General features: G+C 35.2%; 25 protein-coding genes. 8 read left to right on the top strand and 17 right to left on the bottom strand.

What is annotated here, in order from left to right; all coding sequences use genetic code 11:
• Positions 1–57 precede the first annotated feature (57 nt).
• Both J2772_RS15255 and J2772_RS24305 read right to left on the bottom strand, forming a co-directional pair.
• A complete protein-coding gene (locus tag J2772_RS15255) occupies positions 58–420 on the bottom strand; it encodes a hypothetical protein (RefSeq protein ID WP_209918154.1) in 363 nt (120 codons plus the stop codon).
• Positions 420–554, bottom strand: a complete 135-nt coding sequence (locus J2772_RS24305) for a hypothetical protein (protein WP_262487360.1) — start codon at positions 552–554, stop codon at positions 420–422. Before J2772_RS24305 ends, J2772_RS15255 begins: the two co-directional genes overlap by 1 nt.
• A gap of 102 nt (positions 555–656) precedes the next feature.
• Here J2772_RS24305 and J2772_RS15250 point away from each other — a divergent pair, with 102 nt between their 5' ends.
• The 5 genes from J2772_RS15250 to J2772_RS15230 all read left to right on the top strand — a co-directional run bounded on the left by J2772_RS15250 (position 657) and on the right by J2772_RS15230 (position 4,492).
• A complete protein-coding gene (locus J2772_RS15250) occupies positions 657–1,274 on the top strand; it encodes a TetR/AcrR family transcriptional regulator (RefSeq protein ID WP_209918152.1) in 618 nt (205 codons plus the stop codon).
• Positions 1,255–1,746 (top strand): GNAT family N-acetyltransferase, encoded by a 492-nt coding sequence (locus J2772_RS15245; RefSeq protein WP_209918151.1) that lies wholly within the window; start codon positions 1,255–1,257, stop codon positions 1,744–1,746. The genes J2772_RS15250 and J2772_RS15245 overlap by 20 nt, the downstream gene beginning before the upstream one ends.
• Before the next feature lie 390 nt (positions 1,747–2,136).
• Complete coding sequence (gene tyrS, locus J2772_RS15240; protein WP_209918148.1) at positions 2,137–3,336, top strand: tyrosine--tRNA ligase; 1,200 nt, start codon at positions 2,137–2,139, stop codon at positions 3,334–3,336.
• Between the two features lie 11 nt (positions 3,337–3,347).
• On the top strand, positions 3,348–3,980 hold the full coding sequence (locus J2772_RS15235; protein WP_209918147.1) for a hypothetical protein: 633 nt from the start codon (positions 3,348–3,350) through the stop codon (positions 3,978–3,980).
• Positions 3,981–4,051: 71 nt separating this feature from the next.
• Entirely contained in the window at positions 4,052–4,492 is a 441-nt protein-coding gene (locus tag J2772_RS15230; RefSeq protein WP_209918143.1) for a GNAT family N-acetyltransferase, read from the top strand.
• A gap of 407 nt (positions 4,493–4,899) precedes the next feature.
• Here the strand turns inward: J2772_RS15230 and J2772_RS15225 are convergent, their stop codons facing one another.
• The 8 genes from J2772_RS15225 to panD form a co-directional block, all read right to left on the bottom strand.
• Positions 4,900–6,411 carry a helix-hairpin-helix domain-containing protein gene (locus J2772_RS15225; protein ID WP_209918141.1) on the bottom strand — a complete coding sequence of 504 codons (1,512 nt, stop codon included), beginning with the start codon at positions 6,409–6,411 and terminating at the stop codon, positions 4,900–4,902.
• 6 nt (positions 6,412–6,417) lie between these two features.
• Positions 6,418–7,686 (bottom strand): PP2C family serine/threonine-protein phosphatase, encoded by a 1,269-nt coding sequence (locus J2772_RS15220; protein WP_209918139.1) that lies wholly within the window; start codon positions 7,684–7,686, stop codon positions 6,418–6,420.
• 12 nt (positions 7,687–7,698) lie between these two features.
• Positions 7,699–8,742 (bottom strand): TerY-C metal binding domain-containing protein, encoded by a 1,044-nt coding sequence (locus J2772_RS15215; RefSeq protein ID WP_209918137.1) that lies wholly within the window; start codon positions 8,740–8,742, stop codon positions 7,699–7,701.
• Between the two features lie 18 nt (positions 8,743–8,760).
• Complete coding sequence (locus J2772_RS15210; RefSeq protein WP_209918135.1) at positions 8,761–9,399, bottom strand: vWA domain-containing protein; 639 nt, start codon at positions 9,397–9,399, stop codon at positions 8,761–8,763.
• Between the two features lie 81 nt (positions 9,400–9,480).
• Positions 9,481–10,155, bottom strand: a complete 675-nt coding sequence (locus tag J2772_RS15205; RefSeq protein WP_209918133.1) for a TerD family protein — start codon at positions 10,153–10,155, stop codon at positions 9,481–9,483.
• 33 nt (positions 10,156–10,188) lie between these two features.
• Positions 10,189–10,764 carry a TerD family protein gene (locus tag J2772_RS15200; protein WP_209918131.1) on the bottom strand — a complete coding sequence of 192 codons (576 nt, stop codon included), beginning with the start codon at positions 10,762–10,764 and terminating at the stop codon, positions 10,189–10,191.
• 185 nt (positions 10,765–10,949) lie between these two features.
• Positions 10,950–11,972, bottom strand: a complete 1,023-nt coding sequence (locus tag J2772_RS15195) for a lysylphosphatidylglycerol synthase transmembrane domain-containing protein (RefSeq protein ID WP_209918129.1) — start codon at positions 11,970–11,972, stop codon at positions 10,950–10,952.
• Between the two features lie 3 nt (positions 11,973–11,975).
• Positions 11,976–12,326 (bottom strand): aspartate 1-decarboxylase, encoded by a 351-nt coding sequence (panD, locus tag J2772_RS15190; RefSeq protein WP_002976902.1) that lies wholly within the window; start codon positions 12,324–12,326, stop codon positions 11,976–11,978.
• Positions 12,327–12,725: 399 nt separating this feature from the next.
• Here panD and J2772_RS15185 point away from each other — a divergent pair, with 399 nt between their 5' ends.
• The gene (locus tag J2772_RS15185; protein WP_027379880.1) at positions 12,726–13,016 is read left to right on the top strand and encodes an HU family DNA-binding protein; all 291 of its coding nucleotides are present in this window, start codon (positions 12,726–12,728) and stop codon (positions 13,014–13,016) included.
• A 410-nt stretch (positions 13,017–13,426) separates the two neighbouring features.
• Here the strand turns inward: J2772_RS15185 and pdxH are convergent, their stop codons facing one another.
• Entirely contained in the window at positions 13,427–14,068 is a 642-nt protein-coding gene (gene pdxH / locus J2772_RS15180) for a pyridoxamine 5'-phosphate oxidase (protein ID WP_209918127.1), read from the bottom strand.
• A gap of 24 nt (positions 14,069–14,092) precedes the next feature.
• Here pdxH and J2772_RS15175 point away from each other — a divergent pair, with 24 nt between their 5' ends.
• Positions 14,093–14,644: a YqgE/AlgH family protein gene (locus tag J2772_RS15175; RefSeq protein ID WP_045500495.1), complete on the top strand. Its 552-nt coding sequence runs from the start codon at positions 14,093–14,095 to the stop codon at positions 14,642–14,644.
• A 103-nt stretch (positions 14,645–14,747) separates the two neighbouring features.
• A complete protein-coding gene (locus J2772_RS15170) occupies positions 14,748–15,332 on the top strand; it encodes an N-acetylmuramoyl-L-alanine amidase (protein ID WP_209918126.1) in 585 nt (194 codons plus the stop codon).
• Positions 15,333–15,414: 82 nt separating this feature from the next.
• Here J2772_RS15170 and J2772_RS15165 read toward each other — a convergent pair whose 3' ends face one another.
• From J2772_RS15165 to J2772_RS15140, 6 genes are all read right to left on the bottom strand, one after another.
• Positions 15,415–16,230 (bottom strand): aminotransferase class IV, encoded by an 816-nt coding sequence (locus J2772_RS15165; RefSeq protein WP_209918124.1) that lies wholly within the window; start codon positions 16,228–16,230, stop codon positions 15,415–15,417.
• A gap of 78 nt (positions 16,231–16,308) precedes the next feature.
• A complete protein-coding gene (locus tag J2772_RS15160) occupies positions 16,309–16,695 on the bottom strand; it encodes an START-like domain-containing protein (RefSeq protein ID WP_209918121.1) in 387 nt (128 codons plus the stop codon).
• Between the two features lie 189 nt (positions 16,696–16,884).
• On the bottom strand, positions 16,885–18,060 hold the full coding sequence (locus J2772_RS15155; protein WP_209918516.1) for an aspartate aminotransferase family protein: 1,176 nt from the start codon (positions 18,058–18,060) through the stop codon (positions 16,885–16,887).
• A gap of 133 nt (positions 18,061–18,193) precedes the next feature.
• Entirely contained in the window at positions 18,194–18,970 is a 777-nt protein-coding gene (locus J2772_RS15150) for a hypothetical protein (protein WP_209918119.1), read from the bottom strand.
• 1 nt (position 18,971) lies between these two features.
• The gene (locus tag J2772_RS15145) at positions 18,972–19,799 is read right to left on the bottom strand and encodes a hypothetical protein (RefSeq protein ID WP_209918117.1); all 828 of its coding nucleotides are present in this window, start codon (positions 19,797–19,799) and stop codon (positions 18,972–18,974) included.
• 1 nt (position 19,800) lies between these two features.
• Entirely contained in the window at positions 19,801–20,709 is a 909-nt protein-coding gene (locus tag J2772_RS15140) for a hypothetical protein (RefSeq protein ID WP_209918115.1), read from the bottom strand.
• Positions 20,710–21,225 lie beyond the last annotated feature (516 nt).

The raw sequence follows: 21,225 nt of genomic DNA, 5'->3' as shown, positions 1-21,225 counted from the left end.
GAGATTCTTCGCTGCTCTCAGAATGACAAAAGTCGTTTTTTGGAATTTTAAGACTTATTATTTTTTTGCATGAGAAATTGATCTGATATTAAAAACGTAATAGATCATTCCCCCGATACAATAAGATAAAACATCAAAAATATCTCCTGTAAATAGTGGAGATAACTGGAGACAAAGCACTTCAAACAGGAAAGACAGATATAAAACGGAAGTAAGAACAAATTTAAAATCAGGTTTCCATCGAAATCCTAACAGGGAATTCATGATGTATCCTATCAGATAACAGTACATCGGAATGGTAATAAAATCAGTAAAATAATTATTGATGACAGGAATAAATATACCATTCTTTCTCAGCAGGATAATAACTAACCAAGCAGCTAAGCCTAACAAAAACCAATAAGAAATCTTGTTTTTCATTACATATGCAGTACAGCCATAATAAACCCGATGATGACCTGCAGTACTTTTGCCATAATATCCTGAATATCGGTTTCATTTTTCTTTTCACTCTTTCCAGCAGCCTCGTAATCAAACTTTTGTTTTCCTTCCATTGTAATAAGATTTGATATTACAAATATACCCAAATTAGAACAATTGTTCTAATTTAAAAAATATGATTTATTACCAGCCTTAATTATTCATATCTTTGAAAGATGAGCACAAAGGAAAAAATTCTGGCGAAGGCACTGGAGCTCTTTAATGAAAAGGGTTACAACAATATTACCACAAGGCATATTGCGGGTGAACTTTCCATCAGTCCGGGAAATCTTCATTATCATTTCAAGCATTCTGAGGATATTACCAAGATCCTTTTTGCAGAACTCACCCTGAAAATGGATGAGCTGCTGAACAAAATGAAGAAAATAGAAAATAAGACACTGGAAGATCTTTATACACTCACTTTTTCCACGTGTGAAATCTTTTATTCTTACCGATTTATTTTCATCAATTTTATAGATATTCTGAATAAAATCCCGGAAGTGAAAACTCAATATGAGGGCATTAATTTCAACAGAAAAGAAGAATTTCAATTGATATTTTCAGATCTTCAGAAAAACGATATTTTCGAAAAAGATATTCCGGAATTTATCACAAATAGCCTTACAGAACAGATTTTCATTATTGCAGACAATTGGCTTACTCACAACAGACTGATTTCAAAACTCAATAAAAAGGCAGCCATTCAACATTATACCGTTCTGCAGATGAATCTTTTTTATCCTTTACTTAATAAAAAACAACAAAAGCTCTATGAACAGCAATACATCTGATAAACCGTTGTTCAGGATCAGAAAAGGAAACTTACAGGATCTTTCTGAAATGCTGATTCTTTTTCAGGATACCATTACAGCCATCTGCAAACGGGATTACAATACAACTCAGCTTGAGGCATGGAAATCCGGATCAGAGAATAAAGAACGATGGCAAAATGTAATGAATGAACAATATGTTTTCATTGCAGAATCTGAAAATAAAATTGTTGGTTTCTGTACCCTTGCTCAAGGAAATTATATTGACCTGTTGTTTGTTCACAAAGATTATCAACATCAGGGAATTGCATCCAAGCTTTACGAGCTTATTGAAAAAGAAGCCTTAGATCAAAACCAAAAGATCTTAACTGCAGACGTAAGTAAAACAGCAAAACTTTTTTTTGAAAGGATGAATTTCAAGGCCATCCAAGAACAAATAGTGAATGTAAAAGGAATCGATTTCATCAATTATAAGATGGAAAAACGCCTATAACATGATAAAAAACATATAAAGTCAATTTAACAGATTGTGGCACAGAATTAGCTTAAGAAATGACAAGTAAAATTGTTTTGAACCATTATTTTAGACCATTAAGATTCGTAAATGGTTAAGTTTTTTCTAAAAAAACAAATCTTGTTATAACCACTTACACTACATCTTAATGGTTTAAATATTGGAACTTCAGGGAAATCCTGCTATATTTACAATATCAATGAAACACTTAAACAGCATATTGCGTCTTCCATTCTTCAGTGAATATTATACTCCGAATTATTGTTCGGGAAGACTTTCTATATCTGTATTCTAAAATAAATAATCTACTTAACATATAGAGCCCGGACAGTACCTGTCCGGGCTTTTTCCTTTTAAAACTATTACAACATGATTGATACATTACAAGAAAATGTCTCTATAATCCTTCCGGAAAACGGATTGGAAGAGAAATTAAAACAAGCTAAAGAAGAAAACAGAAAACTTTCTATTAAACTAGGCTTTGATCCTACTGCTCCCGATTTACATCTGGGACATGCTGTTGTGCTTAAAAAACTGAAACAGTTTCAGGATCTGGGTCATCAGATTATTATTGTGGTGGGAAGTTTTACCGCAAGAATAGGTGATCCTACAGGGAAAAACAAAGCCAGAAAACCTTTAAGCGCTGAAGATGTTCAGCATAATGCACAAACTTATATCAATCAGCTTTCGAAGATCATTGATGTTGAAAAAACAAAGATTGTTTTCAATTCTGATTGGCTTGATGCATTAAATTTCTCGGAGGTTATTCAGCTGCTATCAAAAGTTACAGTTGCCCAGCTGATGCATAGAAATGATTTTAATAAACGATTTACAGAAAACACTCCAATTGCCATGCATGAGCTGGTATACCCTATTCTCCAAGGCTTTGATTCTGTAAAAATTGAATGTGATATCGAAATGGGAGGCACCGATCAGCTTTTCAACTGTACGATGGGAAGACAATTACAGGAAGTTCATCAGATGCCCGCTCAAATTGTCATGTGTATGCCTTTACTGAAAGGACTTGACGGAAAGGAAAAAATGAGTAAATCTTTAAACAACATCATTGGACTAACGGATGAACCGAATGAAATGTTTGGAAAAACAATGTCTATTCCAGATGCTCTCATTGAAGAATTCATTGATTTTACCACAGATTTTTCAATAGAGCAGAAAAATAATTTAAAGGAAAAAATGGAAAACGGTGAAAACCCGATGAACATTAAAAAACTAGTTGCCAAAAATATTATCAGTCAATACCATGATGATGAAGTAGCTGAAAATGCAGAGCAGTTCTTCAATAACCAGTTTCAGAATAAGAATTTTGATGAGAAAAGTTTTGAACCTGTTTCCATCAGTTCTTTAAACTCTATTCAGCAAAAAAAGACTGTTCTTGAACTTTGTCACCAACTAAAAAATGACCTCAGCAAATCTGCGGTGAGAAGGCTTATTGAAAGCGGTGGTGTTCAAATTAATTCTGTTAAAATTCTAAATCCGGATCAGGAAATAGAGCTGATAAAAGAAATCAAAATAAAGATTGGCAGAAGAAACTTTTTTGAACTGATCTAAAAAGAGATTGAGTGCCGGAAAACAAAGCTTCCGGCATTTCTCCTCTTCCCTGGCTCCAATTAAATCAATATCTTCGCCCCAAGAAACAAAAAATAATGACGCAGGCTGAAATCCTTACCCTGATTGATGAAGAATTGTTCACTGACAATATTAAAACAGAAGTCGGTGAGCAAAAGATTACCTGGACAGATCATTCGGGTATGGAAAATTCAGTATCTCCACATCAGATAGCGATCAATAATGATGGGGTTATTGCATGGTGGCAGTGTAATAAAGCAGGAAAAGAAGAGGTTCGGATCAGGCTAAAGGAAAAGAAAGTTATTACCTGGAAACCATCCATCAATACTCTGGGGCAACCACTATTTCGGGATGGCCTTTTATATTTCTATGAAAACTATCTCATCATTAAGTATAAAGACACTCATTATCAGAGGCTTTTTATTTTTAATATTAAAACTTTAAAAAATGAGGAAATCATTATCAATGCCCTTACTATCCAAGTAAAAATAATAGGGAACGAATTATTTTTGGGAGGTCTTTATCATGATGAAGAATTTATTAAAATCACCATCTATCCGGATCATTTTGAAAAAGAAAGTATTGATGAGGTATATCTTCACCAAAGAAATATTACATTTGATTAAACTTTACATTCAACAGGTTAATTCTTTCTCCCAACAGCAAAAATATAGTCTGAAATCCAAATTCAAAAAATATGAAAACTCCACTTACCTACCAGAAAGCTACAGAAAACGACATTGATTATCTTCTTGATCTGAGGATCAAAACAATGGTTCCGCATTATGCAGCATCCAATCTTCCTACAGACCGGGAAACGACTCTTAACCGGATTCTTGATCAGTTTGATAAGGCTCATATTATTTTTATGGACAACCTTCCCATAGGGCTCTTGAAATTAGACAGAGCTGAATCGGATATTAATATAATGCAGCTTCAGATTGATCCCACCCAGCAGGGTAAAGGATTAGGAAGAATGATCCTTACAGATATTTTGAAAGAGGCATCTGAAACAGGAAAAACAGCTTCTTTAAGTGTTTTAAAAACCAATCAGGCACAGCATCTTTATTCCAGTTTAGGCTTTAAAATTGTAGGTGAAGATGAGTATGCCTACTCTATGGAATTTTCTCCGGTTTAAATCTTAATAATACAGATAAATTGGCTCTAATAAGTTCCAATTAAGATCTGAGTAAAATATAATCTCTCGCAGATTGAGCTGATAAAGCAGATGATTATGCATAAGATCTTCGTAATTTGTAAAATCTGCGACAGAGTATTATAAGTTTGGGCTAAAGGCCATTGGATTTGAGAAAAATATGAAACGAGGCTGTCTCCTATGTTTGCAAAGTCAAATAATTTGGCTTTTGTCATTCTGAAGAAGGAAGAATCTTATTGGTAATCAAATCCATGAGATTCTTCACTGCATTTTATTTCGTTCAGAATGACATTTTTTAGACAGTCTCTTCTATTGAATTTAAATACTATCATTTATTTTTTGCCGTTATACTTCCAGCTTCATTCTTCCAGCTTCCAGCCTATTTCTATCTACTGATTCGCCATTGTCACATAGATTAATCTTCCGCCTTCTTCTGCTGATAACAGTATTTTCTTTCCATCAGTCAGTTCTACCATAGATCCCGGTGGGATTTCTTTCTGTTCTGTAATATCTTTCATACCTGTCAAACTTTGATTCACCAGTACCCATTTTCCCTGATGGAATGTAAAATATCCTACAGGCATTTTATCCTGCATCGTAAGATTTTCATTTCTAATCACCTTTCTGGATACATGCCATTTGAATAAATATTGATTGTGATAGACCATCAACCGATGGTTTTCAGGTTTCCATACTTCATCATCAAACCGGAAATACAGATCCAGAACCGGAAGCGTTCCCTTATGTGGAGTTCCACAGAAAGGACATTTCGGATTACTCGTATTATCAAAGACATACCATTTTTCACTACAATTGGTATTCTGACAAGGCTGTATAAGGTCTACAGTCTTTAGTAAAGCAGTTTCCCATTCATTAGCTGTAGGACGTCTGATTGGATCGTGCAATCCGTCTATAAATGCTTTCCTGAATAAATCGGCAATATACGGACCTGTTACAGTATAAGGAATCTTCTGTGGATCACCCCAGAAAGCATCCCATTTTCTAAGATGATCTACTCTTACATTATTGGATGGATCATTAGGATGTTCTATAAACAGGGCTTTTTCTCCCATAGATATCATCTCATCCTTTTCAGAATCCAGATCCCAGATCTTTCCGCCACGGAGAGGATGTCTTCTTAACAGATACATATAGATCAGCACTGCAAGAGCATGTAGATCTGTTTTTTGATTGGGCAGATGTCTTCCGGGATCCTGAAGTCCCAAATGTTGGGTTTTTAAAACTTCGGGAGCAATAAAATCTGCTGTCCCAATTACTTCAGGTGGGAATAATTTTGGAACAACAAGTCCATCAATATCAATAATACAGGCCGATTTGCTCACCGGATCTACCAGAATATTGTTATAAGATAAATCTGAGTGGGCTAACCCCATCTGATGAAGCTTCTTTACACCCCGGCTGATATTAATGGTAATCTGAAAATAGCTTAACCAGTCTCCAAGTTCAGACTGATCTAACCTCAGCGGATACTGTGGATTTCTGAACATCGGAGCCGTGAACCATTTCCCTACTTTATCTTCCCCCTGAATATTATCCGAACCTACATATCCTTTAGCAAAGAAAAATTTTTGATTGTAAATAGGAACAATAATTCCTGTCAGCCTATCTTTTTCCACAATATCATAGGGCCATCTGAATATTTCATTCAAAAAGTATTCTGCTGAATTCCCATTCTGAATATTCTGCAGATAGGTAAAAACAATTCTCCTAATCCTTTCCTTCTGCCCTTCATCCAGAGGATTTCTATAAAAGGCAACTACATAATCCCTGTCCGGCGAGAAGTAAACATCTTTTACTCCGCCTTGAATTGGTTTTTCATCTACATATTCATAGGATTTGGCTGCATCCAGAACAGAAACAACCCTAATAGTGTTTTTCATATTGAATTAATAAATTATGGACAGTGTACGATCGTCATGGTTTCCTCTGCTCCAGAAATCGGTCCAGTGGAGAAGTTGTTGAGTAATTTCGGCATCATTAATAAAGTCTACTTTGGCAAGATCATCATTATCCCCACTAAGATCTTTAAAAAATGTTTTCCAGCTTTCTGTATCTTCCAGCTTGTTTTCGGTAAGAAATTTAGGATCATAAATTCCGTCTGTCATAAGCACCAGATATGAGAAATCCTCAACACAGTTCATCCCAAAGCGGGAAACAATATTGTCATTGAATATTTCTTTCATGGTGATAAAACGAGTGCCGCCGCTGAACGCTCCTACATCCATTGTATTTAAAAGCATTACCTCAGAAAAATCAGTATTGATAAGGTTGATAGGGCAATCTCCAACTCCAAAACTCAGGATCACATATCCAAAACTGAACTTTTTAACCAAAGCAAAAACAAGAGTGGCATGCAGATCATTAATGGATAAATTATTTTCTGAAGCAGTTTTCTCCAATGAACAATGAACATATAAAACCCCTTCATAAAGGAGCCTTATCACATTCTCTTTGGCTTCATCCTGCTCTTTTTTTGAATTCTCTGAGGAGTAAATGGCATTGATATTATTTTCAATTTCATGTACAACTTCCGGAGAGCTGAAAAACTGATTAACAGAAACAGTGGCCAGCCTTGAACCTTCTCTTGCCATTGTCGCAGAACCGGCACCATCAGATATAGAAATTATATTCCAGTCTGAAGGGAGTTTATTTATTGCAAAATCATCTTCTCTGAATTTTCCTTCATGGGCATGAGAGCGGCCTCTCTTGGAAGCCACAACAATTTTTTTGTCTGAAAAAGTTCCCTGAAATGAAGCTTCATCTTCTTTGTAAAAATCAGCATTTCTATCACTTGGAATATTCTTCCATAAGTCTTTGGGATCAATATTAACCAATAGCTGAACTCTTTTAACATCCGTATTCTCTTTATCCTCAGTGTGAAAAAATTCAATATCCAGATGATACATATTATGGGCTATAGGGGTCCCAGAAATCCTGTTATTTTCAAACGTGAGACCGGTTTCTTCCAGATTCCTAATATTTTTAATGTTGATATTCGGAAAATCAGTCATCTCAAAGATGAATTCATAGAACTTCCCTGAATGGGCATGCTTTAATACCCAGTGAACTTCTTTAAATTCTTCTTTTTCTTTACGAATAGTTCCTTTTTCCAAAGGCTTTTTTCCGATTCCAAAATAAAATGAAGGTATTTTCATGGCCAATACGATTTAACCTAAAGTTCTGTTGATATCAAATCCTCCTCCCGAATATCCGTAATAATCTGAAGTTCCGCACCAAGGACATTTATTATATCCTTCCCCTTGCAGGCAATGAATTCCACCACATGCACAGGTGGCCAGAGCAATAGGATTTGCACAATGCGGGCAGGAAGTTCCACCCTGAAGTTCTTCTATTGAAATTTTCAGATTACTCCTTTGAGCTGAAGACAGCCTGTAATAGGATTTTTCATCAATTTTATAGGCTCCCTCCAGTTTATAATATCTGGTTGACATCCCCGGAATGCTTGATTCTCCGAATGTCTTTTTAAATTTCATCAGATAGAGTTTATCCGTCTCTGAACATTTACCATTCAGAACTACAAAATTATTGTCCGGAAAACGCTGTTCCATCTGCGGATCTACTTTTTCAAGGATCACGGAATCAATTTTCGAAAGATTAATGCCTTCTTTTTTTGCTTCGGTAACACTCTGACTGGTTGTTTTGATAGAATCTGTTACCCATTTGAAAAATTCTTTATACGAATTTTCATCTGTATTATTGAAGAGTAAAACGTTATCTGCCAATGAACCCAATAGTTTATAATTGGTATTCTCTCCTATAGAAACAGCAATGGTATTGGCTTTTCCGTTATACTTATTATTCCATCTTTCTATCGCTTTGGTGGCATCATCTGTAGGAACACCATCTGTAAACAGAAAAACAATAGGCTTCCAGTCGCCTTTTCTATCGTACGTTGTTTTTACAACATCCTGATCTATGCAATCCATGATTTTAATCAATCCTTGCGATAATGAGGTACCGCTTCCAATTGGAATTTTGGGCGGATAAAAACTGATAATATCCTGAAGTGGTGTAATCACTTCAGCCTCTCCTGCAAAACCTACCACAGAAATATAAACCGTTTCCAATGAATACGGATCTTTTTTCAGTTCCCGGACGATATTGGAAATTCCTTCCTGTACCTGCTCAATTGGGTCTCCTACCATAGATTCGGAAACGTCAATTAAAAAATAAATCGGCAGCCTTCTCATAACTGTAAAGACAATTTTTTAAATAATAATAGTAAGCTCCGATGGTGGCGGAGGCAATGTTACGTGATCTGTTGTATTTTGTGAATGTCCACCTTGTGTAATGGAAGAACTTACCCATCTGAAAAATGATGAAAGCGTGATAGCATCTGTAGTATCCAGTTTTACAACATGATCTGTTAATTCTTTCAAATACTGCTCATCAGCTTTAGGACCTGCAGCACAACCTACAATAGCGCCAAACTCAAGGTCTCTAAGTACCGGAATCATCTGCCTGTATTTCTGAATATCGGAAGGCTTTCCGTCCGTAAATATAAAAAGTAACGGCTGCCAGTCTCCTTTTTCATCAGCAGAACCTTTTACAAGGTCTTTCTGAACAAGTTCAGCTACCATTTCCAGTGCTGCCCCCGTATGAGTAGGACCACTATCCGGACAGGTAATCTCCATGGGATAAAAATTGGCAAGAGCAGTTAGCGGAATGATATTTTTAACTTCCCTATCAAAAGTAATGACACTTAAGTGAAGGCTGTCCATCGCTTGTGGATCTGCACGAAGCATACTGATAAGCCCGTTGAAGCCGTTGTTCAGTGCCTGGATTGGCTCCCCGTTCATAGAGCCGGAGGTATCCAGTAAAAAATATGCTAATAATCTTCTGGTCATAAGGTGGTTATTAATTCTGAAGCCGGCGGAGGAAGTCGAAGACTTCCCAGCCGGCTTTTATGTTGAATAGAAATCTAAAGTTTAGTTTGAGTATGAATACTGCTGTCTCAGAATATCAATAAAATTATCTGTATTGTGAGGTTCTCCCACAGCACGGAACTTCCAGTCTCCATTATGACGATATGCTTCAGCAAAAACCATTGCACACATTCCATTCATACTGGAATCTCCTGAAAGACTGTACTTGGTAATTTCTTTACCTGTAGCATCTACAGCACGGATAAATGCGTTTTCAATCATTCCGAAGTGCTGGTTATTGGTTCTTCCCTGATAAATGGTAACCAGAAATACTATTTTCTGGTAGCTTTGATCCAGCTGATCTAGCTTCACAATAATCTGCTCATCATCTCCATCTCCGGCACCTGTTCTGTTATCTCCCGTCAACCATACATTTCCGCTTGGGTGTTGCATAGAATTGAAGAAAACTACATCTCCCTGGTACAACCCCATCTGTCTTCCGTCATTTGTCTGAACTGTTCTCCCAAGATTAGCAACTTTTCCGCTACCATCTAAAAGAAACGCTACTGCATCAAGATCATATTCGGCTTCCTTATTAAAAATTTTTCCAAAGAAACCACCTTGCTTCCTTACATCCCATCCTAATCCGATCGTTACTTTTGAAAGGTCATAAACACTTTCTCCACGGTCGTTTTTTCTTAAATCAATCGTTTGACCTTTCTGTAAATTAATTGCCATAGCTATCGTTTTGTGTATTAGTGTATTTATTATTTATTTGATGATTTGTCCTTTATAATACTTCTCAAGGAAAAAACCAAGATCTGCCCTGTAGCCTATCCCTGAAGCTTCAAACTTCCAGCTTCCGCTTCTTTTATACAGTCTTCCGAATTCAACTCCTGTTTCAATAGAAAAATCCTCATCCAGTTCATATTTTGCAATCTCCTGATTATTGCTGTTGTCAACTACTCTGATGTAAGAGTTTCTCACTTGTCCGAAGTTTTGTTTTCTTCTTTCAAAATCTTCAATAGTAACCACAAAAAGAATTTCTTCAACTCTTGAATCTACCTTATCTAGATCAATAATGATGGCTTCATCATCATCTCCATCACTGTTCTTTCCACTTGGATCATCTCCAGTATGGGTAAGAGCTCCATCCGGCGAGTTCAGATTATTATAAAAAACAAAATATTCCTCGCTCACTAATTTTCTGTCAGAATCAATCATGATTGCTGAAGCATCAAGATCAAAGTCGTAGCCTGTCCCTTCATTAGGATCCCAACCAAGTCCAATTGTCATTTTAGTCAATCCAATCTCGATCTTTTGTCCTTTCTGTAGATTAATTGCCATAGTATTTTATGTTATGAATTATTTTTTGCATTAAGATAGATTTGATTTATGAATTGACCAAATTTATTTATTAAAAATAATGGATATAAAGCAATTAAGTCTAATTTCCCAATTAAATAAAAGACAATAAAAAAGGTCCAATTAAAAAATTGAACCTTTATACAGTATAATTGTTGAATTAATTTTTAAAATTCCTTCTTTGAAGCGGCTTCATTTCTTGCCTTCGCCAGCATTGGAATAGAAATAAGTCCCATTACCAGCATAATTACAATCTGGAGCGGTAGAGAAATAAAAGAATAAGTAAGTCCCATTTCACCACCAAGATCTGCACTTTTCCCTATTGAGATAAAAAGAGCCATAAAACCATACTTCATCGCCAAATTATAAGCTCCAATTCCACCACTTGCCGGAATAATCATCCCCAATGTTCCTACAACAATAATGAAGAAACCATCCGCAAAGGTAAATGCTGAAGTTTCAGGAAGTGCAAAACACACCAGATATGCTGCAAAATAATAGGAAATCCAGATTCCCAGTGTATATAATATGAACTTTCCTTTTTGTTTTAACTTGAAAATAGTGCTTAACCCCTGAAAAATACCATCTATAAAATTGACAATCTTTCCTAAAAACGGAACATTCGCCAATCTCTTTTTAAAGGCAAAAAATAAGACTGTACCTCCTATTAATATAGCAAGAACAAGCAAAATTTTGTTAGGATTGATATTCACGCCTGAATTTTCATAGAATGATACGATTGCCTCATATTTAAACAATAGTGTCAGCCCAAGGAAACCAAGCATACATATCAGGTCTACTACTCTTTCCAGGATAATTGTGCCGAAAGATTTATCTACAGGCACTTTTTCCACCCCATACAAAGCTGTAGCTCGTGCCACTTCACCACTTCTAGGGATGGTAAGATTCATGAGATATCCAAATGAAATAGACCAAAGTGAATTGGAGTTTGAAATCCTATGTCCCATCGGCTCCAGCATCAGATTCCAGCGAATCGCTCTGAACCAATAAGCCAAAAGGCCAAATACAGATGCAAACAATACCCAAAGATAGTTGGCCTTAGCCAATGACTGTTGAATCACTTTAAAATCAAGCCCACGCAAGGCAAGCCATAAAAAAAAGCCTGCAAAAGCAAGCGATATTACTATTGTAATTATTGATTTTAAAGGACTTTTTGATGTTTTCTCCATGAATTATGTAAGAAGGTTTGTTTTTTCATCTGGGAAAACAATCTTAGGCTGGAAGTCTTTTGCTTCTTCAGGCGTCATCTGTGCATAGGCAATAATGATGATGATATCATCCTTTTGCACCTTTCTTGCAGCTGGCCCATTAAGGCATACTTCTCCGGATTTTCTTTTCCCTTTGATAACATACGTATCAAAACGTTCTCCGTTGTTTACATTGACGATATAAACCCTTTCTCCTACTACCAATCCGGCAGCTTCAATAAGATCTTCATCTATTGTTATACTTCCTATATAATTAAGGTCTGAGGCTGTTACTCTTACCCTATGGATCTTGGACTTGAAAACTTCTATTAACATGCTGCAAATTTATTAATAAAAATTAATAAAACAGACCTTCACTACCATTAAAAAACTCCCATAAACAATGGTGTTTAATTTTATAAAACACAATAAAAGAGACTATTAATTATATTATTAACAATTATATTCTTAAAAACTTCAATACTTTATACGCAATTTAGGATTTAATAAATACAGGAAATAATATTAACTTTTTGCTAAAGTCAATAAACATAAGCATTTGGCATGATTTTAGTAACCCGTAACGTAGATTTTTCGTGAAAACACGAATTATCATATTTTAACCATTTTCACTGAAAAGTAAAAAAATTGTATAAGTTTTAATAAAAAAATTGCACAATTAGAAAATAGTATTATATTTGCTATAATTACGAACTAACTTTAATATTAAAAATTATGAACAAGTCTGAATTAATCGACGCAATCGCAAAAGATGCAGGTATCACTAAAGTGGCAGCTAAAGCAGCTTTAGAATCTTTCATTGGTAACGTAACTTCTACTTTAAAGAAAAAAGATGGAAAAGTTTCTTTAGTAGGTTTCGGTACTTTCTCAGTAGCTGAGAGAGCAGCTAGACAAGGGATCAACCCTGCAACTAAAAAACCAATCAAAATTGCTGCTAAAAAAGTTGCTAAATTCAAGGCTGGAGCTGATTTATCAAATGCAGTTTCTGGTGCTAAGAAAAAATAATCATTCAGATTATAAAAATTCAAGGCTGTTTCTTCGAAACAGCCTTTTTTATGCCTTATAATTACTGATAGTGGATAGATTATTAATTATGGATTTGAATTTCTGAATACAGATATGATTCAATAGAAAAAGACCTTACTATGTTCGTCAATAAATCTTTCAATATTCAGACCCTTACAGGATGACAAATTAAGTGCTTAGAATAAGGAAAAACCCCTACTAAAAAGAACCACCAATTTGATTATCAATGAGATTCCTCCTGCATCAGAATAACAAAAGTCAAATTTTTTGACTTTTGAGACGACCTCTTATATTGATATTTCAAAATATTTTTCAATTAATCCGTTGAAAATAGGTATAGCAAACACCAGTACCTTCCATCTCTCAACTTTTCGCTTCCATCTTTCTGCTTATGGAGCCAATCGTGAGACCTTCCAGTCCAGATCTTCCAACTGATATACGATTCTATCGTGAAGGCGGTTAGGTCTTCCTTGCCAGAATTCAATTTCATAAGGTTTTGCCAGATATCCGCCCCAATGGACAGGTCTTGGCACCTCTGTAGTTTCGTATTCTTTTTCCAGCTCTTTTAATTTTTCTTCTAAAAATTCACGGTTAGGGATTTCCTGGCTTTGTGGAGAAACTACAGCACCAAGCTGACTTCCCTTAGGTCTTGAATGAAAATAACCATCGCTTAAATTTTCCGCTACTTTTTCAAGATTAGCTTTAATAATGATTTGTCTCTCTAAATTTGGCCAGAAAAAGTGTAAGCAGGCTTTATGATTATGCTCTATTGCTTTTCCTTTTCTGCTGTTGTAATTGGTATAAAAAATAAACCCTTCATATGTATACGCCTTCAGCAACACCATTCTTGTTCTGGGACACCCATCTTCTTCTACTGTAGAAACCGCCATAGCATTGACTTCAGAGATCATAGGACTCTCACTAGCCTCCAAAAACCAGTCTCTAAACTGCTCAATTGGATTTTGTTTTATCTCACTTTCAATAAGTTGGGATTTATCGTACACTTTTCTTTTGTCATGCAGGTTTTCCATAAATATTTTTTATTAAATTTGAGTATGAATCACTCATACAAAGGTAAAATATTAATCTCGACACCTGACATTTCCGGCGATATTTTTTCAAGATCGGTAGTATTGGTTATTGAACATAACGAAAGCGGAGCTTTTGGTTTGATACTGAATAAAAAGAATAGTCAGATGAGCAGTAAATTCAAGGAATTCTTTGATTTTAAGATTGAGGTATATGATGGGGGTCCTGTAGAAAATGACAAAGTCTTTTTCATTGTAAAAGGTGGTGAAAAAGTTACTGAAATTTATAGTGATATCACCGATGAATATTATCTTACCGAAGATATTGAACGTATTATTAATGCCGTTTTGGCCAACGAACTGGATATTCACAATGTAAAAATATTCTCCGGATATTCCGGATGGGCTCCTAACCAGTTGGACAGTGAGGTTCAGAGAAAAATGTGGACGGTAGTAGATGTTTACAATCTTGATTATACTCTTCCAAATGACCAGACATTATGGAAATCTATTATGCAGAATCTTGGTGGAGAATTCCTACTTTGGGCCAATTCACCTGAGGATATTTCACTAAATTAACTATATCTTTTTCAAATAAGTAAAATAATTAACAAATTTTAGGATTCTGTTAACCAATTTTAAAGAAAGTTTTTCCGTTCTTTGAAAAACCAAAATCACTGAAATGAAAGGTATTACATTACTTGCTTTATCAATCTTTTCGACTGCTTTTTTATCATTTACTCCTCTTAATAAGAAATACATTGTCATAGATGCCGGTCATGGTGGAAATGATTGTGGTTCAGTATATGCTCATTTTACTGAAAAAGACATCACATTAAGTATTGCAGGGCAAATTCAAAAGCTTAGTGGAACACAGAATCAATATGAAGTGATTTTAATAAGAAATGAAGATATCTATCCCAGCCTTTCGGAAAGAACCACTCAAATCAACAAATTGAACCCGGCAATGGTTATCTCACTCCATGTTAATACTTCTCTTCAGAAAGAGACTTCTATGCATGGAACTGAAATATATGTTCAGAATTCTGAAGATTCAAAGCAACTGGCGGGAAAAATATATAAAAAATTCAAAGTCCGTAAAATTGAAGAACGCAACAATCTCCACATTTTAAGAGAAACCAAAGCACCTGCTGTATTGGTTGAATTAGGATTCATCAATAATTCTGCAGACAGAGCTTATATTACCAGTGAAAACGGACAAAAGGAAATCGCACAAAAATTCGTTGACATCATCAACGGAAATTAAATAAAAAAACAATTTCTGATTTACTCAGAATAAAACCCGGTAAAGGACTTTGTAACGTTGTTGTTTACCGGGTTTGTCAATTTTATGAGTTAAAACTCTTTTGCCAGCTTTCTACCAATTCTGTAAATCGGGAAGTTTCAAAGGTTTTATTTCTTATTTTACCTACAGAAAATATGCCTTTCTCATCAGAAATCATTAGAATTTCTTCTGCTTTCTGAGATTCAAATGCAATAATCTCGTGTTCCTGGATATCAGCCAGGTTATTTTTATGTAAAAAAGTAACGAAGTTTTCCATTAAAGGAGAGATGTAGGCCCCTTCTGTCTGTTTCGGAACTTTAATAATATTTCCTTCCATGAATAAAAGGTTACCTGAGGTAGTACGGGCAATTCTTTTATTAGGGTTTAAAAGGATTACATCATCAAGGTCATTTTCCTGGGCATAAATTCCGCCATAGATATTTTCAGGACAATGTACTCTGATATTGCTTAAGAGATTATTATTTACATTGATTTCCTTAATCAGATCCAATTCCAAAGGTCTCTGATGAACCACCAGCACATCATCCATCTCTGCAACTTCATAAAAATAGGAAATCGAAGATTTTGCCAATGTTAAGGCATCCTGATTTCTAAACACCTGGAAATTGATAATTCCGTTCTTTATTCCTTTCCCATCTATGATCTCCTTTTGGAACAGTAACTGGAAAAATTCCAGTGTATAGGTTAAGGGAATATTCATTCTCATCTTTCTCATGGAAGCCATCAGGAAGAAATAGCATTCTTCATCCATGATCAATTTGCCGTCTCTTACAAAGAAAGAAACCTTCACTGCATCGCCCCAAAGAAAGGCCCTGTTCTTTACATTCAATTCGCCTGAAGTAAAATATTGATTTTCCAATTTTCGATGTGATTTATTTACAAAAAAATAATGAACGATAAATCGTTCATCAGTTTTATCATTTGATACAGTCCTGCATTATGCAGCACCTAATTTTATTCTGAGGTTCTCAATAAGATTTTCCCAATACATTGCATTTTCCTCTTCATCACCTTCTTCACAGAAATCTGTAATATTCAGTGCTAAGTCTTCTGTAATATCATCTATTGTGATGGTCATTTCAAAGAAGTTTTTAGTTCCTTCATCTTCTTCCCATCTGAAACGTACGAAACCTTCAGGCTTATATCTGATCAAAGTGGCCTTTTCTGCAAGGCCTCCACCCCAGCTAAAAAAGAAATCATCGCCTTTCTCTGTAACCTCATCCGCAAACCATTCAGACAACCCCTCTGCAGTAGCCAGATATTCATATAAAATCTCTGATAAACAATGCATTGGAAATTCGTAATGGACTTTATGTTTCGCCATATAATCTTTGTTTTTATCGTCCCGCAATATATAAATTAATTTTTTTATTACACAAAATTGCAGTTACTTTTTTAAAGAATCTGCATGATATTTATCAGAGATAAAAAATATGTATTATGTTAAGTATAAACCCTTAAAACTGCCATGTGAAGCATAAAAAAAATCTCTCCGCTTGGAGAGACTTTGTCTTTAGTCTTCATTAAGAATATCCAGTATAATCTGACAGCCTTTTCTGATTTCGTCAAGGGATAATGTAAGGGGTGGAGAAATTCTCAAATATTCATTTCTGTATAATTGCCAGAAAACAATAAGTCCGTTTTCCATACACTTTTTAGCTACTTTCAAAGTATATTCAGGTTCTCCCAGGTTGACAGCAAGCATTAAGCCTTTACCGTTGATATTTTTAATCTTTGGATGCACCAAAAGTTCTCTGAACAATTTTTCTTTCTCTTCCACCTCTTCCATCAAACCACTTTCCAGCACTTCTTTCAAAGTAGCATGGCTAGCTGCTGCAATTAATGGATTTCCTCCAAAAGTGGTAATATGGCCCAGCTTTGGGGAGTGAGATAAAGTTTCCATAATTTTTCTGGAGCTCATAAATGCTCCTACCGGAACTCCTCCTCCCATTCCTTTCCCCATAACAAGGATATCCGGAACAATTCCAAAATGCTCAAATGAGAATAGTTTTCCTGTTCTTCCAAATCCTGGTTGAATTTCGTCCAGAATCAAAAGTGCTCCTACTTCTTCACATCTTCTTTTCAATTTAATCAGATAATCATCATTGGGAACCAGAAATCCTGCTGCTCCCTGAATGGTTTCCAGAATGACACAGGCCGTTTTTTCTGTAATTTTTTCAAACTCATTTTCATTATTGAATTCGATAAAAGTAACCATCGGCAATAACGGGCGGAATTCTCTTTTATGGTTTTCATTTCCCGAAACACTTAATGCTCCATGCGTATTCCCATGGTATGAGTTTTTAAAGGAAATAATTTCTTCTCTTCCTGTATATCTCTTGGCCAGCTTCAAACTTCCATCAATAGCTTCCGCTCCACTATTTACCAGATACGTTATTTCCAAAGGTGCGGGAGTAGCTTCTGCAAGTAATTTACATAGTGCAATTGGTTTTTCCTGAGCATATTCTCCATATACCATTACATGAAGATATTTATCGGCCTGTTCCTTAATAGCATTGACTATTTTTGGATGTGAATGCCCTAAGGTATTGGCAGAAACTCCAGCTACAAAATCAAGGTATTTTCTTCCATCTGTACCGTAAATGTAATTCCCTTCTGCTTTTTCAACTTCAAAACCTGCAGCAAATTTTGTGGTTTGTGCCTGATATATATAAAAATCTTTGTGCATTTCCATTGTCTCAAAAAATTTCAGCAAAGCTATAAAAGATTCAGCAAATGCCGAAATTATTGATAGGGATAAAAAAAATCACCCTTAATAATTTAAGAGTGATTTTAATTGAAATATTAAGATTCGTTTAAACTTATAATACTTTTTCCACAGTTACATAACTGTCATTAGTAACCGTATAATTGGTTGTACCACTTACTTCTGTAATTGATTCTAATGTAATATACTGTCCTTGAACCGCATATACTGAAATATCTAAACTGATCTTCCGGTTGGTTCCGTCAAAATTAACGGTATCTTCCAGCAATTGAAATCTTTTCACATCATTCAGGTATAAGCTGGCTCCTAACCTATTACTAAAGGATCCGGTGGGACCTGTAAAGGTCAGATTCACGTTGACTCTATATAATCCTGTTTGCCTGATGTACAACCTATTGAGATCAGCTCCTGTTGTAGGAACATTTGTTTTCAGTTTTAAGGGATCAGCAAGGAAATTAGGTTTATCAATAGTGTTATTTATAGGTAGGAAAGCTGTACCATTTGTAGTAGAAACTGTATTCAACCGGAATCTTGAGATATTATCAGATTCTATTTCAAAAGCTTTACTCCACACCAACCCATCAAAAACCATTACCTGGCCGGTACTTTTAACAAACAAAAGCATTCCTCTCAATTCTTCCATTCTGGTTGCAGGAGCACTTGCTCCTGTGTAAGGAAGATCTGTGCCTGCATTTACAGTCGGAAGTCCGAATCCTTTCACCCCTGTTGCCTCACTGGTATTAGTAATATACATCATTACCCTGTCATTCCCACTAGCATTAGAGTCCGGATTAGGAATATTGGTAAAATTCACTTGTGCACTGTAAATATTGATGGCCAATAAAGACAGTCCGAATAAATATTTTTTCATCTTAATAAGCTTTAATTAAACGTGCTGCGAGATAAGAGTTGATTGAGTTAGCATCTGTTCCATAAGCAGAAAGCGATCCTCCTGATCCACCAATAGTTCTGATGGTAGGGATAACCCTCAACTCAGCCCCTACTGGTAACGAAAGAGTTTGGGCAAAACTGCATGTCTTATTTCCATTTGTATCTATAACAAATATGAGTGAATAATTAGACTTGGTAACGATGGTTTCCCAATTTCCTGTGGGTGTATATCTAACCTGCAGAGTAAGTTTAAATTCTGTAACGCCTATCTGGGCTCCAAGAGATCCACCGGTAAAACCTAAAGCAGCACCCACATCATATATACCGGCCTGTTTTATCGTTACATTACTTGCATTTTTTAATATAAGATTATCCACAAGAACTTCACTTTTGTTGTCTGGAGCTAAATAAACAGCAGAACCTGCTGAAAGACAAATCCCTAAACCAAAAGCAATACATGGAATTGAAATCCCCGAAGAGATTCCCAGTCTTGATCCTTTAGGTTGATATATCCCTTGAATCTGCCGCGCAGGATTCCACGCATAACCATCATACTTGTAATACTGATCATCAGATTTATTGTAGATAAGCCCTCCTACAAGATTGGGATAATCATTAAATACATCTGTTACTCCAGCGTTATATTGTGGAAACGAAGTAAAACTGTTGGAATAAGGAAGTATGGCTCCCTTGGTTCCATCCACAACCTTTACAATATTTTTTGTGCTATAGATATCACCACCAATACCTACTTGCGCCTGTAGAAAGTATTGGCAAAAAAGTGCTATAATTAATGTAACTTTTTTCATCTTATTGCATATTTATTTTTTCAACAATAATATCAGATATAGAGTTTCCTGTTGTGTTCATGGCAAAAAACATATTATTACCTACACACCCTCCAATTAACATGGATTGGTTTCCAAAAAATTTAAGCCTTGCTCTGTCATTAGCATTAAAGACTCCTACATAAGTAAATGCCAACGATTGACCTACATCTATGGATCCTACAGGTATAGAACCTAATGAAAGCAACCCTCCAGTAGTATTACTTACCGTATTATTCACGGGCCTCCAAGTGCTTCCACCATCAGAACTAATTTCCAGATTTAATCTTGAATATAGGTTGGTAGATACTCCTAAACAAGTAGGTGTTCCAACATTAATGGCTCCACTTTTAAATGAGATTTTATACAGACCTCTTGTTTTAAAAGTAATCATGTTACTTGGAGTACTTACTAAATCTACATCTGCGGAGATTTCATTCAGAGCTGGTGTTCCTGCGGTAAAGGGAACATCTACTGCAGCGCATTGCTGATTAGACCCTATAATACAGTTGGGAAGTGGAAATATCACGCAGGGATCACAAGCTGTAGTAACAGTACCATTTCTTACAAAACGAGCCATTTTATTATTCTTCATGGTAGTAACAATAGGATCTGAAATTTTCCAACTTGTTCCGTCATTCTGAACAACACTTCCTGTTTCACGGTTAAAGATAATGGAACCCTGAGTTCCGTCTCCTGTTGTCCCGGTTAATGAGGAAGGTAATGCCGAGGTTGTGTTAGCTCTCGGTAATCTTGTGGCATAATCATCTTGCTTTACGTGCAATTGAGCCCGAACGTCAGGCTGAAAGCCTGCCGTTTTGGAAATACCAACTTGGGCACCGATCTTTATATTACAAATAATAAAGATCAAGATAATAAATTCTAATTTCATATTGTCATTTTTAGATTGGCTTGACCTATTAAATGTATAAAATATTATAATTATATAATTATGATATTTTAAAAAAAATAATAATTCCTATATATTAGAATAAATATAACCAATAAAAACAGCTCTACTCAACAGAAAATTCTAAGTTTAAGACAGAAAAAAAAATATTTTAAAATTCTAAAATCTAAGGGTAAAATTCGAACGATTGTAGACTCTTTTTAGTGATTTGCTCGTAAAAATTTCACCATTTATTGATATGAGGAATGATTTTTTAACATTTCATATCATAAAACAATATTTCAATCTGCCATTCATCCAAATTAAAAGCTAATTAACGACAATTAAAAAACACTCAATAAAAAACTGATAATCAATACCATACATTAAATTAAATAAATTTATTAAAAATGGTAAAATGCTCATGCAATTCATTTTCTACTGTTATCAATATGATTAATAAAATTTATTTAACATATTAATTTTTCACTATATAATGATATAAAATATTAAATTCTG

It is taken from the genome of Chryseobacterium jejuense (assembly GCF_017877355.1).
Lineage (GTDB): Bacteria > Bacteroidota > Bacteroidia > Flavobacteriales > Weeksellaceae > Chryseobacterium > Chryseobacterium jejuense_A.
This window is presented reverse-complemented; position numbering and strand designations above follow the sequence as displayed.

Bases quoted from the DNA above. Each gene is read 5' to 3' on its own strand.
- J2772_RS15225 (WP_209918141.1), bottom strand. From the start codon at position 6,411: ATGAAAAACACTATTAGGGTTGTTTCTGTTCTGGATGCAGCCAAATCC.
- J2772_RS15170 (WP_209918126.1), top strand. From the start codon at position 14,748: ATGAAAGGTATTACATTACTTGCTTTATCAATCTTTTCGACTGCTTTT.
- J2772_RS15160 (WP_209918121.1), bottom strand. From the start codon at position 16,695: ATGGCGAAACATAAAGTCCATTACGAATTTCCAATGCATTGTTTATCA.
- J2772_RS15245 (WP_209918151.1), top strand. From the start codon at position 1,255: ATGAACAGCAATACATCTGATAAACCGTTGTTCAGGATCAGAAAAGGA.
- J2772_RS15140 (WP_209918115.1), bottom strand. From the start codon at position 20,709: ATGAAATTAGAATTTATTATCTTGATCTTTATTATTTGTAATATAAAG.
- J2772_RS15145 (WP_209918117.1), bottom strand. From the start codon at position 19,799: ATGAAAAAAGTTACATTAATTATAGCACTTTTTTGCCAATACTTTCTA.
- J2772_RS15200 (WP_209918131.1), bottom strand. From the start codon at position 10,764: ATGGCAATTAATCTACAGAAAGGACAAAAGATCGAGATTGGATTGACT.
- tyrS (WP_209918148.1), top strand. From the start codon at position 2,137: ATGATTGATACATTACAAGAAAATGTCTCTATAATCCTTCCGGAAAAC.
- J2772_RS15230 (WP_209918143.1), top strand. From the start codon at position 4,052: ATGAAAACTCCACTTACCTACCAGAAAGCTACAGAAAACGACATTGAT.
- J2772_RS15215 (WP_209918137.1), bottom strand. From the start codon at position 8,742: ATGAGAAGGCTGCCGATTTATTTTTTAATTGACGTTTCCGAATCTATG.
- J2772_RS15255 (WP_209918154.1), bottom strand. From the start codon at position 420: ATGAAAAACAAGATTTCTTATTGGTTTTTGTTAGGCTTAGCTGCTTGG.
- J2772_RS15250 (WP_209918152.1), top strand. From the start codon at position 657: ATGAGCACAAAGGAAAAAATTCTGGCGAAGGCACTGGAGCTCTTTAAT.
- pdxH (WP_209918127.1), bottom strand. From the start codon at position 14,068: ATGGAAAACCTGCATGACAAAAGAAAAGTGTACGATAAATCCCAACTT.
- J2772_RS15205 (WP_209918133.1), bottom strand. From the start codon at position 10,155: ATGGCAATTAATTTACAGAAAGGTCAAACGATTGATTTAAGAAAAAAC.
- J2772_RS15155 (WP_209918516.1), bottom strand. From the start codon at position 18,060: ATGCACAAAGATTTTTATATATATCAGGCACAAACCACAAAATTTGCT.
- panD (WP_002976902.1), bottom strand. From the start codon at position 12,326: ATGTTAATAGAAGTTTTCAAGTCCAAGATCCATAGGGTAAGAGTAACA.
- J2772_RS15220 (WP_209918139.1), bottom strand. From the start codon at position 7,686: ATGAAAATACCTTCATTTTATTTTGGAATCGGAAAAAAGCCTTTGGAA.
- J2772_RS15210 (WP_209918135.1), bottom strand. From the start codon at position 9,399: ATGACCAGAAGATTATTAGCATATTTTTTACTGGATACCTCCGGCTCT.
- J2772_RS24305 (WP_262487360.1), bottom strand. From the start codon at position 554: ATGGAAGGAAAACAAAAGTTTGATTACGAGGCTGCTGGAAAGAGTGAA.
- J2772_RS15175 (WP_045500495.1), top strand. From the start codon at position 14,093: ATGAATCACTCATACAAAGGTAAAATATTAATCTCGACACCTGACATT.
- J2772_RS15150 (WP_209918119.1), bottom strand. From the start codon at position 18,970: ATGAAAAAATATTTATTCGGACTGTCTTTATTGGCCATCAATATTTAC.
- J2772_RS15195 (WP_209918129.1), bottom strand. From the start codon at position 11,972: ATGGAGAAAACATCAAAAAGTCCTTTAAAATCAATAATTACAATAGTA.
- J2772_RS15185 (WP_027379880.1), top strand. From the start codon at position 12,726: ATGAACAAGTCTGAATTAATCGACGCAATCGCAAAAGATGCAGGTATC.